Source organism: Streptococcus parasanguinis, assembly GCF_015556095.1.
GTDB classification, from domain to species: domain Bacteria; phylum Bacillota; class Bacilli; order Lactobacillales; family Streptococcaceae; genus Streptococcus; species Streptococcus parasanguinis_Q.
In genome coordinates this window covers 18,816-31,981 of the sequence record NZ_JADNLT010000006.1, presented here as the reverse complement: position 1 = coordinate 31,981, position 13,166 = coordinate 18,816, and the positions used below count along the sequence as shown (strand labels likewise).

The following is a 13,166-nucleotide window of genomic DNA, read 5'->3' as shown; positions in this document are numbered from 1 at the left end:
GTTGAAAACGATTTCTAAAGACCTCTTTAAAAATATATATAATTAGTGATAGTTTAGCTATAAAAAGTTTAAAAAGGGAGTGGGAAAGAACTCCGACTAGTTAAAAAGAGTTCGTCTTCCCCACCCCCGCACAGTTGAGTAGGGCTGTAAAAGCTGATGAAATCAGCGTAGTAGAGCCCACTCAACCACTGCGTCTTGCTCGACAATCCAAAAATAATTGAGAGGCTAGGACTTTTGTCCCAGCCTCTTTCGTCTATTTTTCAAATTCCCTTTTTCGTTGCGATTAGTCACCCAAACCGATGCGTTCAAAAATTTCATCCACCCGTTTGGTGTAGTAGCTTGGGTTGAAGATTTCGTCGATTTCTTCTTGAGTGAGACGAGAAGTCACTTCTGGATCTGCTTCAAGAAGTGGTTTGAAGTCTACTTGGTTATCCCATGATTGAGCAGTCTTCGGTTGAACAAGGTCGTAAGCTTGCTCACGTGTCATCCCTTTTTCAATCAAAGTCAACATGGCACGTTGGCTGAAGATCAAACCAAATGTAGAGTTCATGTTGCGGATCATGTTTTCTGGGAAGACCGTCAAGTTCTTAACGATATTTCCGAAACGGTTGAGCATGTAGTCAATCAAGATGGTTGTGTCTGGTGCAATGATACGCTCAGCTGATGAGTGAGAGATATCACGTTCATGCCAAAGGGCTACGTTTTCATAAGCTGTGACCATGTGACCACGGATCACACGCGCAAGACCGGTCATGTTTTCAGAACCGATAGGATTCCGTTTGTGAGGCATTGCTGAAGATCCTTTTTGACCTTTGGCAAAGAATTCTTCCACTTCACGTTGTTCAGATTTTTGAAGACCACGGATTTCAGTTGCCATCCGCTCGATAGAAGTTGCGATGCTCGCAAGAACTGCAAAGTACTCAGTATGAAGGTCACGAGGAAGGACCTGTGTAGAGATTTCTTGAGCACGGATACCCAATTTATCGCAGACGTATTTTTCAACGAATGGTGGGATGTTGGCAAAGTTCCCAACCGCACCAGAAATCTTACCAGCTTCCACGCCAGCAGCCGCATGCTCGAAACGCTCGATGTTGCGCTTCATTTCGCTGTACCAAGTCGCCAATTTCAAACCAAATGTTGTCGGCTCAGCGTGCACACCGTGGGTACGACCCATCATGATAGTGAACTTGTGTTCTTTCGCTTTGTCAGCGATGATGTTGAGGAAGTTTTCAAGGTCCTTGCGGATGATGTCGTTGGCTTGTTTGTATAGGTAACCATAGGCCGTATCTACCACGTCAGTAGAAGTCAAACCATAGTGAACCCACTTACGTTCTTCACCAAGCGTTTCAGAAACCGCACGTGTGAAGGCCACCACATCGTGACGCGTTTGCTGCTCGATTTCAAGAATACGGTCGATGTTAAAGTCCGCTTTTTCGCGAATCAAAGCCACATCTTCCTTAGGGATTTCCCCCAACTCAGCCCAGGCTTCGTCAGCCAAGATTTCCACCTCAAGCCAAGCACGGTATTTATTTTCTTCAGTCCAAATGTTCGCCATTTCTGGGCGAGAGTAACGTTCGATCATATTATTATTTTCCTTTCTTTTTAAAAAATTTACAAATATTATCTACTTCTATTCAAAAGCTCTTTAGCTTTCTCTATCCTCAATTGCCAACTTGCTTTTTTATCCTCTTGTGAACTCCTTAAGATTGCTTCTTCTAAAATTAAAATCTCATCTGCATATTGTTTCAAACTACGAAAAGCTTTTGAATATTCATTATATAAGGCTGGCGCGTCATATCCTAAAACTCGAGCTCTATCATATAAAGCTATAGCCTGCTCTATTTCACCTTGTTTTCTTAGTTTTTGACCTTTCTGAAACAAAGGGAATCCTTGGTCAAATGCCTTATCAAAATCATTCAAATTATTAATTTTCTCAATTGGAATTCTATTATATGAACTACGTAAAGAATTAAAACTATACGACAAACCCTCATGACTAGGTAAACTTAATTGTTTTAAATATTTCCATACATCAATTAAATGATAACATGGGATTTTGCAACCAATTCTTTCCTCTGCATTTTTCATATTTACTTCATAATTGACAACAGAGTCATCAGATAGATAAATCCAAGAAGTAACTGATTTAGCAAAGCGAGTTTTCAAAATAGTTGAATTAATTTGTTTTAACCATCTTTGGACATCTGATAAATATTTATTGAATTCTCCGCCATAAACAATTGTAGCCTCTTGTTGTGAAATACTTCCTTCAACAAAATATACTTTTTGTAGCATAGCTAGTTCAACTTCATCAAAAGGCCTGTACTGGGCTTTAAAATAATGTTCATCAATTTCGCTTGCAAATAGTACAGGCGATGTCTCAAATTTATAAGGCGGCGTTGACAAAGCAGGTCCGTATCCATTATCACGTTTAGTATCAAACGGAATAATTCTATTTGTTAATCTATGCGTTGTTTCATTTAAGATTCTTTTGATTTCTGTAGACTCGTACTCAAGAGCCTCTTCTTCTGATAAATTATCTTTTAGAATTTCTACAACTGTCTCATACTGAGATCTTATTTTCTCTGCTTCGTACGCTCTATCGTGTTTGCCGTATGCTCTATCGCCTTTCCCTTTACCAATATAGAATATTTCTCCAGTATCCTTGATTTTCCAGGCATAAACATAATACTCGTTATTAAAAGAAGTTAGCGGATTGTTTCTGTCCGTTTCTTCAATTTGAATATTATTTCTATACAATAAAGAAGAATTTTTTGACTCACAAGTAAAACAAATACCTTCTTGATTGACTCTTAAGAATATTCCTTTTTCCCCACAAACTACACACTTAGCCATTATTTTTTCTCACTCAATATCCTCTCTCCTAATCAAAAAAGATGAAGAGTTTCTACTGTATTTAAATCCGTATCCATAGATATATTATAGATGTCTAAATAATTTCCGAATATTCAGGTATCGAAACTTGTATTCATCGAACTATTCCAATAAATGAGCTAACGATTCCTTAGTTATTTCTACTCCTTCCCATAAATACGAATTCCATTAATTCTCCAAAATCTCTGAATTCATCAAAAGTACGCTCATCGTTTTCAGGAAAATATAAATTATTTAATCTATAGTATTTTTTAACTTTTTCAATATCGTTAGAGAACTTATTTTTCACAGCCTTATAATACTGTTTAGCTTCCTCTATATTACTTGAAGTAAGAACGTTATTATTTTCATAATATTTTTTTGCTTGTTCGAAATTAGAATATAGTTTGCCCGATTCATTTTTATCTGTTCTACTATCACTAATTTTGTCAAGTAATAAATCATAAACATTATCGAACTTCCACAATTGAATACTCACTGTAAATTGGGTTGCAGAAACAGGAACTCCTCTTTTAACATAGTATTCCTCAGCTTCCTCTTGATTAGGATAATGTAGTTGGAGAAGTTTACTTTTCTCATTCTCTAACCAATTCAAAGCAGTCGATTTATTAAAAGTTTTAATAATTGATAAACAATATCTATTTGCAATTTGTAGATTAGCTTCACTATCATACAAATACTTTAAAGTCTTATATCTTATAATTGGGGGCAACAACGAAAATTCACGCATAACCTGAGAGGGAGATAATAAATTCATAGGATACTTCAAAAAGTAATCAATGAACAGATAAGCATATAAATCAAATAAGCCATCTTTTACTTGATTGAGCTCATTATTAGAAAACTCTTCTGTATGTTGAGTATGTGTCCCCTCGTTTCCTAATGGACGTATTCTTTCAATTATCTTTAGTAAATCTTCTTTCCTGTTTTCTTGAAGCCTATCTAATTCGTCTCTGAAATCTCTTTGAATTGTCCCTAACATTAATTTTCTATCACTTCCAACATTAATAATCTTTCTCACTAAGATTTCTGAAAACTGCCTAATTCCACTTATTTTCCCTCTTTTTGAGCTTTCAATATAAAAAGTATCGTGAATCAAATCACCAATCATTCGTTCATATTCAAGGCTATTAAAATCTACCATATCAAGCTCCCTATTCAAATTCTTCTTTCCCAATCCACACAGATGGATAATGATCCAGCGTATTCAAATCCGTATCCAGTGGGACATCATAGATAGCTAAATAGTTTTCAGGATATTGAGCCGTTAGCTCTTCATACTTCGCTTTCACTTTTTCGTGATCGCTACTAGCATACAAAACTTCGACGACTGCCCCCGTCTTATCTTTTTCAACAAATGCGTTGACGATGAGTTGAATCATAAAACCTCCTAAATCGAAATGCCCTTCATATTTGCTTCCAGAATGGGCATCTCAACACCTAACTCCTGACCTGTCTGATAAACACTTTGACAACAGTAGAAAATGTCCTGCTTATCATTGTGCAAGGTCATAATTTTTCGGGTCAGCTCATTTTTCGCAAACATGACTTTCATGGCTTTTCCTGCTATCCAAGCCGGGATTTTGTATGGCAATAGTTCTGCTTTGTAAAGCTTCAAATTCACACCACGCGCTTCTACGACTTTCAAAGCCTCTCGAATGGCCTTGATGGCCAATGATAATTCTGAAGAACTATTCATCAAGTTCAGAGCCAATTCTTCTGGATTTTCCAGATTTCCCGAACGTGCAGCTGTCGAAGTGACACCCGCATTAATCGCCATGTGAATCCAAATCCACTCGACCATATCATGAGGCACTTCCCACTTCAAATCTGCAGAAGTCAGTAAAGTCGTCAGATCAGTATAGTTAGAAATCTGTGCTTTTTGCTCACCTTCTAGCATTAAATGGTCAAACAAGACACCATCCAAATGGTCCTCCTGCATGTGACCTCCAGCTATTGGAAAAGCCAGAATATAGTCGTAATCTCCTGCCCACTCTTGGACATCTTTTCGTGTATTCCAGAAATTGCAGAAGAAAACGAGAGTGCCTTTGATATTATTTTTTCGCAAGGTCTCCACAGCTTCTTTGACAAGCCCATGGCGCACACTCAGAAAAATAAAATCATATTCTGAATCAGCTTCTGCCACATGAACCTCATAGGTGTCGTGTTTGTTTTCACCTTTGGAATGATAGCGACCATCTAGTAGATCAACCGACAACTCCTTCGGAGCTGTACTTTTCTTACTATCTCTCAGTACGTGTTCCACTTGATGGCCTGCTTTTTGAAAGGCGTAGGCATAAGTGGTCCCGATGACTCCAAGTCCTAGAATCGCTATTTTCACTTAAAAATCAATTCCTTTCCTTCAGTAGTTGTCTGGATTCTCTTGTTTAAGAAATGAGTTGAATCATATATTCCCCCCCATTCAATATAAATACTATTCTTCCTCAGAATCTTCGTAAACACAAAATTCAATCGAAAGTTTTATAGGGCGACTTGTTAATCCACAAGTCTTTATATAATCATAGACCTCATCATCATCGAGGATATGCTTTATAACTAGTCGATTATTTGTTATCTCTACAACATGAATCCCTTCTGTATCAGGAATTTCTGGAATCTCTACATCGTCCGCATAAGTAAATGTTAGAGTAGTAATATCATCTTCGAATACATCATCGAATTCTTCTACCATTTTAAAAATCAATCCCTTTTCCAAACTCTTCAACCTTATCTGGTTCATCACTAAACAAAGTCACATGTCCCATTTTGCGGTTGTGCTTTGCTTCTAGTTTACCATATAAGTGGAGGTGAGCGCTTGGATTTTCTGTCACATATGTTTCAGCAGCTTCGACGTGTTGGCCGAGAACATTGAGCATGACAGCAGGCGCATGAAGGTGGATTGCTGGGAGTGGTGCTCCGAGAACACCCAAGATGTGGGTATCAAACTGAGAGAAGTCGCAGGCTTCAATTGAGTAGTGCCCTGAATTGTGTGGACGTGGGGCGATTTCATTGACAATGATGTCATCAGCTGTCGCAAACATTTCTACACAAAGCGTACCAGAGAGGTTCAGTTGTTCGCCGATTCGCACTGCCATGGCCTTGGCTTTTTCAGCTAGACTTTCTGAAATGCGAGCAGGCACAATGGTTTTTGAAAGAATGTTGTTGCGGTGGATATTTTCCTGAACGGGGAAAACCGTCACGTCCTTGCCATTTCCAGACACGATGACCGAAATTTCAAGATCAAAGTTGACAAATTCTTCCAAGACACAGTCTGCTGAATCGGCTAAAGTGTATGCTTCTTCCAAGTCTGCTTCTGAACAAATAACCTTTTGACCATGGCCATCGTAACCACCGGTCGCAGTCTTGAGGACATAATTTTTCGACAGGTCGATAGCTGACAAGTCTTTGCTTGAGGTCACGACCTTGTAAGGAGCCACAGTGACTTGGGCCTTGTTAGAAAGAAAATCCTTCTCAAAGAATCGATTTTGAGAAATGCGGAGCAGGTCTGTTCCTTGAGGGAGTTGTCCTTCCTTGATAACAGCATCCAAACCGTCAGCATCCACATTTTCAAATTCATAAGTGAGAACATCACAGCAATCTGCCAACTGACGAAGGGCATCCACGTCGTCGTAAGGGGCCACGATGATTTCCGCCACGCGGGAGGCTGGACAATCAGCTGCTGGGTCCAAGGCGATGACCTTGTGACCCATGTAAATAGCAGAAATGGCCATCATCTGACCAAGCTGACCGCCACCGATGATGCCAATGGTTTTAGTTGAGCTCATTGGTAGACTCCTCTGCGATTTTTCCTTGTTCTTCTGCGAAATCCGCTAACGCTGTCGCAATAGCCTGGTCCTCTACTGAAAGAAGACGAAGGGCAAAGAGGGCTGCGTTTGTCGCTCCTGCTTCACCAATGGCCATTGTTGCCACAGGCACGCCACCCGGCATCTGAACGATAGAATAGAGCGAATCCACACCGCTAAGGGCACGTGATTTGACGGGTACCCCGATAACTGGAAGGGTTGTTTTAGCAGCAACCATACCTGGCAAGTGAGCAGCGCCACCCGCACCCGCGATGATGACCTTGATGCCACGGCTACGTGCTTCTTCCGCATGTTTGAACATGAGGTCTGGTGTCCGGTGAGCAGAGACAACTTTCTTTTCGTAAGCGACGCCGAAGTTGTCGAGGACTTCAGCAGCTTTTTGCATGGTTGCCCAGTCGGATTTTGAGCCCATGATAATGGAAATTACTGGTTTAGTCATAATTTTTCCTTTTTCTTTTTTTGATAATGGTCTTAAGTGGTGGGGACGGAAGCAAACCTTCGGTTTCATTCCTAAACTTTGAGCCTAAGGTCTCAAAGTTTCCTCCGACCAGAACAGATGCTGTTCTGGTCTTTTCACCACGGCGACCATTATCTTACTTTGGCTCGCTTTCGCTCGCCATTGACAAATATAGTATCTGTTAATCTTTTATCGCCTTGCTACCGATATCCGTACGATAGAACAGGCCTTCTGTGTTTTGTTTGTTGAGTTCGTTGTAGATGATGTTTTGGCCGTCTTTGACGGTGTCTGCTGTGGTAACCAGCATGTAGACGCGTCCGCCGTTTGAGAGGAGGTCTTGGCCATTTTCAGCAAATCTGGCACCAGCATAGTAAGTGATGATGTCGCCCTCTGTCTTGGCTGGAAGCTTGACACCCTTCTCATAAGCGAGTGGATAGCCGTTTGATGTTACAACCACGCCCAATGTCACACCCTTGTCCGTCCAAGTGATAGCTGGCTCTTTTCCATCCAAAATGTCAGTGATGTTTTGTGCAAAGTCAGATGTCAAACGAGGCAAGATGATTTGCGTTTCAGGATCTCCAAAACGAGCGTTGAACTCGATGACTTTCGGTCCATCAGCTGTCAAGATAAGCCCCGCGTAAAGGACACCAGTGTAGGGACGACCTTCTTTCATCATGCCTTCAAGAACTGGCTTGACAATAGTGTCAACCGCCGTGTCAACCACGCTCTGTGGCAAATGAGGAACTGGCGCATAGGCACCCATCCCACCAGTGTTAGGACCCTTGTCACCATCATAAGCACGTTTGTGGTCCTGAGCCGTTGGCATAATATAGAACTTGTCCCCATTGACAAAAGCAAAGAGAGAGAACTCTTCCCCATCAAGGAATTCCTCGATGACCACACGCGCACCTGAGTCACCGAATTTATTGTCTAAAAGCATCTCGTGAGTGGCTTCTACTGCTTGCTCAACCGTCTCTGCAACGACGACACCTTTCCCGAGAGCCAAACCATCTGCCTTAACGACGATTGGAGCGCCTTTTTCTTCGATGTAGGCCTTAGCTTCCTCGAAATCTGAAAATGTGCCATAGGCTGCTGTCGGAACGTCGTATTTGACCATGATTTCCTTAGCAAAATCCTTAGACCACTCCAGCTCAGCCGCAGCCTTGGTCGGACCAAAGGCCTTGAGACCAGCTGCATTGAAATCATCCACGATACCAGCTGCAAGGGCATCATCTGGACCGATAAAGGTCCAAGCAATATCGTTCGCTTTTGCGAAGTCAATCAGCTTAGAATGTTCGGAAATTCCGATATTGATCAAATCTAGACCATCTAATCGCATCCCGTCATTACCAGGAGCCACAAAAACCTGCTCAACGTCCTTAGACTCCAATAATTTCTTGGCAATCGCATGTTCACGACCACCAGAACCAACAACCAAAAGTTTCATCTTGAACCTCTTTTGCGAATTATTTTATTAAATTATATCATAATCGTTCGTTTTATTCTAATGATTTCAGCAAAAGTCTCCTATTTTCAGTAGAATCCAAACATTTTTTGCTATTTTCTCCTATTTCTCATTTTTTTCCGAATAGTATAGGTGAGACCTACTAATTGACGAAAAGGAGTATTATGCAAACGATCAAAAAAATTATCGTACTGACTTGTGCGACATGGGGGATGCAAACCTCTTTTGCTCATGCAGATCAAGCGACCAATGCTATCTATGCCGAAAAAGGGCAGCTGATGATTCATCTTGGAAATGTCCCGGATAAGTATCATAAGATCCAAGTTCCCATCTGGTCTGACCAAAATGGCCAAGATGACCTGATTTGGTATCCTGTGGAGCGAAGTGACACTGGATTTAATCTACAAGTGCCATTGACCAACCATTCTGATCAAGCTGGACTTTATCATGTTCATGTCTATGGGATGGAGGCAAATGAACAGTTAACCGGTCTTTACCCTCTCACGACCAGCGTCCAGCAAAAAGACCTGGCTTCTTCCCAACCCAAGATTACGATCACACCCATCTCCTCACAAGAATTTGAGGTAGACCTAAAGTTGTTCGAAGACGTTGACGAGATTGTCTTCCCCATCTGGTCTGAAGAAAATGGGCAGGATGATCTGGTCTGGTATCCCGCAAAGAAGATCGCACCTGGACATTTCCAACTGCGCTTTCAGGCTCAAAAACACAAGGGAAGTGGGCTATTTCATCTCCACGTCTATCAGAAAAAGAAGGGGCAACTACAAGGACTATTCCCCACTACCTTTCAAGTGGAAAAGGCAAAGCCAAAGCTCACTCCACTCGCGACACATCCGGGAAACACCTACCCCATTGGTGAGTGCACCTGGGGAGCCAAAGAATTAGCCCCTTGGGCCCACAATTGGTGGGGAAACGGTGGTATGTGGGCAGCTAGTGCACGCACTGCGGGATTCCGGACAGGAGACATCCCAGAGGTCGGTGCCATCGCCTGTTGGGACAATGGGGGATATGGTCATGTCGCCTTGGTTACGGATGTCGAACATGACCAAAAAATTCAGATCCAAGAGGCTAATTACAACGGCCATCGCTATATCGACAACTTCCGTGGCTGGTTTGATCCGACCAACCCCATCTGGGGAACCGTCACCTATATCTATCCCGATTAAGGTCTTCATGACAACCAAAGAGGCTGGGACAAAAGTCCTAGCCTCTTTTTGATGTTGAATTGTCAAGCAAGACGCAGTGGTTGAGTGGGCTCTACTACGCTGATTTCATCAGCTTTTACAGCCCTACTCAACTGTGCGGAGGTGGGACGACGAAATCGAATTCTAACGAATTACCGATTTCTGTCCCACTCTCTTTGATTAATGACGGAAGTGACGAACACCTGTAAAGATCATGGTTAAACCGTATTTATCCGCTACTTCGATAGATTCTTGGTCGCTCATTAACCAGTTATATCAGAAAGGTTAAAAAGTAGCTCTCGTTTAATCGTTTTTCATTTCGCGTATTTTTCTAGATGTGTTTGAATTTTTGGCATGATGAGATGCATGATTTTAAGATTCGTAAAAGCTATTACCATGGCCAATAAAAGATAGACAACGACTGATAACAAAGAAATGTCAGAAGGCCAATAGTGGAAAACAATCATTAGAACCATTGGCAATTCTAGGGTTACCGTGACGACTCCAGGAACATAGCCCCTAAATTTCAGGCACATGATATAATGGATTATAAAATGAGCTGTATAAGCTATTACAAAAGATAAATAGAGTAAACTGTTGTGAGTTATTTGGCAGAATCCAGAAATAAACACCAGGATGATAAATTCTTCGAACACACCCACTGCAAAAGCGGAACCTTGCGTAACGGAACCAAAGAACGGTTTCTTAAAAGTTTCTAACTTTTGATGATACCGTGTTTTCCACAAGGGCATAAAAATTATTTCTTCAAAATCATGTAAAATAAATAAAATAGGCAGCATCCAAACATTAAAAAGAATGCTCATACCTTTACCTCCTTAATAACAACTAACAATTGTACAATGTTAAGAATAAATGATCATCATATATCACGCGCAACACTTTTAGTATAAAGATAAACTGTTACAAAAACAAGAGGTTAAGATAAATTGGCACAGTTTGACCAAAAGTGTGACAGGAAAGGAAAAATACCATGGAATATCAAACGCGACAATGGCTGGAGGAAGCCTTGTTCGATTTATTAGCAACTAAGAAGTCTCTCCAAAATATCAGCATTGCTGAACTCAGCGAGCATGCTCAGATTGCCAGACGAACATTTTATCGTTATTACCATTCAAAAGAGGAAGTTCTTACGAACTATTTAGACCGCTTAATCCAATACTATATTATCGAACTTCAAACAGCAAAACTGACTAATTTTGAAGATTTAGTGAACCTTTTCTTTCAGTATTGGAGCCAGTACACTGAGCCATTAAAAATTTTGCAAGACGCAAACTTACTCGTGCTTATCTTGCAAAGGTCTTACGATAAGCTTACTGCTACTTATACCACTGTCATGGCACCTTGGCACATCACAAATAGTGATCAAAGACAAATCAACTATGATATTAGATTCATTACCGGCGGTCTCTACAATATTTTTGATGAATGGTTAAAAGGAGATTATAAAGCCATGCCTATTAACGAGCTAGTCACAACAACCTTAAACACCATAAAACGTATAAAAAATAGCTAAGTGAGAAACTGAGTTTTTCGAGATTCGTCATGAACAGCTCTAACAAATCATTTTAATAATTTCTAACACTAAAATGCTTATTGTTTTAGACATACAAAAAGAGAAGACAACTTACGTCTTCTCTTTTTGTTAGCGATAAATCCTTTATCACAGTTGATAATGAGCTAATTTTAAAATACCCATCAATGTCTAAAATGTCTCACGCCTGTGAAGACCATAGTCAAGCCATATTTGTCAGCAGCCTCGATCGACTCTTGGTCACGGACTGATCCACCTGGTTGGATGATCGCTTTAATACCTGCTTTGGCGATTTCTTCCACATTATCCGCAAATGGGAAGAAGGCATCGGAAGCAAGAACAGCGCCGTCAAGACGGTCTTTAGCTTGGTCAATAGCGATACGGACGGAAGCCACACGGTTGGTTTGACCTGGGCCAACACCAAGTGTCATATGGTCATTAGTTACGATGATTCCGTTTGATTTGACGTACTTGATAGCTTTCCAAGCAAACTCAAGAGCTGTCTCTTCTGTCTCAGTTGGTTGGCGTTTGGTAACCACTTGCCAGTCAGCTGGACTTTCTTTCACCACGTCTTGGTTTTGAACGAGGAGACCACCAACAACACCAGTGTATTCTGCTTCCACTTCGCTAGCATCTTGAGCGTCAAATGGCAATTCAAGGATGCGCAAGTTTTTCTTCTTGGTTGTCAAGATTTCAAGCGCTTCATCTGTATAGCTTGGTGCAATGATGATTTCAAGGAAAACACCGTGCATCTTTTTAGCTGTCGCAGCGTCAACTTCACGATTGAGAACCACGATCCCACCGAAGATGGATACTGGGTCAGACTCATAAGCGTAGTCCCAAGCAGTTTCGATGTCGTCAGCTTGACCAATCCCACATGGGTTCATGTGTTTCAAGGCCACAACGGTTGGACGGTCTTTGAAATCACGGATGATCCGGATAGCGGCATCCGCATCACGGATATTGTTGAAGGACAATTCTTTCCCGTTCAGCTGCTTTGCTGAAGCGATGGAGTAATCCGTTGGCAAAGCTTTTTGGTAGAAGTCTGCGTCTTGTTGAGGGTTTTCACCATAACGCATTGGTTGCTTAAGGTCATAAGTCAATGTGAGTTTTTCAGGTTTTTCTTCACCCACTTGAGCAGTGAAGTATTCTGCGATCAAAGCATCATAGGCTGCTGTATGACGGAAGACTTTCGCTGCCAACCGTTGACGAGTTTCGTAACTTGTTTCGCCGTTTGCTGCCAATTCGTCAAGCACAACAGCATAGTCAGCCGGATCTACCACAACTGTTACGCTAGCGTGGTTTTTAGCTGCTGAACGAAGCATAGATGGCCCACCAATATCGATATTTTCAACCGCATCCGCGTAAGTCACGTCTGGTTTAAGGATGGTTTCCTTGAATGGGTAAAGGTTGACCACAACAAGGTCAATCAATTCGATATTATTGTCTTTAGCCGCTTGAAGGTGGCTATCGAGGTCACGACGAGCGAGGAGACCACCGTGGATATTTGGGTGGAGAGTCTTCACACGACCGTCCATCATTTCAGGGAAACCAGTCACATCGTCGATAGCAATGGTATCTACCCCAGCATTATCAAGGGCAACTTTGGTCCCACCTGTCGAGATGATGTCCCAACCGAGTTTTTTGAGTTCTTGGGCAAATTCAACGATGCCCGCTTTGTCTGAAACACTAATTAGTGCGCGTTTAGTCATTTTCTTTCTTTTCCTTTTTTAAAAAAGTTCTTTATCAGCTACAGTCGAAAAGGTTCTTT

13 protein-coding genes and 1 pseudogene are annotated in these 13,166 nt (G+C 41.4%); 2 read left to right on the top strand and 12 right to left on the bottom strand.

The annotated features are described in order from the left end of the window. Positions 1-283: 283 nt before the first annotated feature. The 9 genes from purB to purD all read right to left on the bottom strand — a co-directional run bounded on the left by purB (position 284) and on the right by purD (position 8,623). A complete protein-coding gene (gene purB, locus I2E70_RS07210) occupies positions 284-1,582 on the bottom strand; it encodes an adenylosuccinate lyase (protein WP_070675961.1) in 1,299 nt (432 codons plus the stop codon). 38 nt (positions 1,583-1,620) lie between these two features. Continuing rightward, entirely contained in the window at positions 1,621-2,856 is a 1,236-nt protein-coding gene (locus tag I2E70_RS07205; protein ID WP_070675962.1) for a hypothetical protein, read from the bottom strand. Positions 2,857-3,025: 169 nt separating this feature from the next. Next, on the bottom strand, positions 3,026-4,039 hold the full coding sequence (locus tag I2E70_RS07200; protein ID WP_070675966.1) for a hypothetical protein: 1,014 nt from the start codon (positions 4,037-4,039) through the stop codon (positions 3,026-3,028). Positions 4,040-4,049: 10 nt separating this feature from the next. Further along, positions 4,050-4,277, bottom strand: coding sequence for a hypothetical protein (locus I2E70_RS07195; protein WP_045613324.1), 228 nt, complete (start codon positions 4,275-4,277; stop codon positions 4,050-4,052). 8 nt (positions 4,278-4,285) lie between these two features. Continuing rightward, positions 4,286-5,236 (bottom strand): ketopantoate reductase family protein, encoded by a 951-nt coding sequence (locus I2E70_RS07190; RefSeq protein ID WP_070675969.1) that lies wholly within the window; start codon positions 5,234-5,236, stop codon positions 4,286-4,288. Positions 5,237-5,329: 93 nt separating this feature from the next. Then, on the bottom strand, positions 5,330-5,587 hold the full coding sequence (locus I2E70_RS07185) for a hypothetical protein (RefSeq protein ID WP_070675970.1): 258 nt from the start codon (positions 5,585-5,587) through the stop codon (positions 5,330-5,332). A 1-nt stretch (position 5,588) separates the two neighbouring features. After that, positions 5,589-6,680, bottom strand: a complete 1,092-nt coding sequence (purK, locus tag I2E70_RS07180) for a 5-(carboxyamino)imidazole ribonucleotide synthase (RefSeq protein ID WP_195424227.1) — start codon at positions 6,678-6,680, stop codon at positions 5,589-5,591. Further along, a complete protein-coding gene (gene purE / locus I2E70_RS07175) occupies positions 6,667-7,158 on the bottom strand; it encodes a 5-(carboxyamino)imidazole ribonucleotide mutase (RefSeq protein WP_013904394.1) in 492 nt (163 codons plus the stop codon). Before purE ends, purK begins: the two co-directional genes overlap by 14 nt. 199 nt (positions 7,159-7,357) lie before the next feature. Beyond that, positions 7,358-8,623, bottom strand: coding sequence for a phosphoribosylamine--glycine ligase (purD, locus tag I2E70_RS07170; RefSeq protein WP_195424224.1), 1,266 nt, complete (start codon positions 8,621-8,623; stop codon positions 7,358-7,360). A gap of 182 nt (positions 8,624-8,805) precedes the next feature. On the opposite strand from purD, the gene I2E70_RS07165 reads away from it, so the two are divergent. Further along, complete coding sequence (locus tag I2E70_RS07165; RefSeq protein ID WP_195424221.1) at positions 8,806-9,825, top strand: GBS Bsp-like repeat-containing protein; 1,020 nt, start codon at positions 8,806-8,808, stop codon at positions 9,823-9,825. Positions 9,826-10,023: 198 nt separating this feature from the next. Here the strand turns inward: I2E70_RS07165 and I2E70_RS10715 are convergent. Together I2E70_RS10715 and I2E70_RS07160 are read right to left on the bottom strand one after the other, a co-directional pair. Beyond that, a pseudogene (locus I2E70_RS10715) lies at positions 10,024-10,101 on the bottom strand (IMP cyclohydrolase); the annotation flags it as partial. 56 nt (positions 10,102-10,157) lie between these two features. Next, positions 10,158-10,667: an HXXEE domain-containing protein gene (locus tag I2E70_RS07160; protein ID WP_195424218.1), complete on the bottom strand. Its 510-nt coding sequence runs from the start codon at positions 10,665-10,667 to the stop codon at positions 10,158-10,160. Between the two features lie 167 nt (positions 10,668-10,834). On the opposite strand from I2E70_RS07160, the gene I2E70_RS07155 reads away from it, so the two are divergent. Next, entirely contained in the window at positions 10,835-11,377 is a 543-nt protein-coding gene (locus I2E70_RS07155; protein ID WP_195327288.1) for a TetR/AcrR family transcriptional regulator, read from the top strand. Between the two features lie 182 nt (positions 11,378-11,559). On the opposite strand, the gene purH is transcribed toward I2E70_RS07155, so the two are convergent. Further along, positions 11,560-13,107 carry a bifunctional phosphoribosylaminoimidazolecarboxamide formyltransferase/IMP cyclohydrolase gene (gene purH, locus I2E70_RS07150; RefSeq protein WP_195424216.1) on the bottom strand — a complete coding sequence of 516 codons (1,548 nt, stop codon included), beginning with the start codon at positions 13,105-13,107 and terminating at the stop codon, positions 11,560-11,562. Positions 13,108-13,166 lie beyond the last annotated feature (59 nt).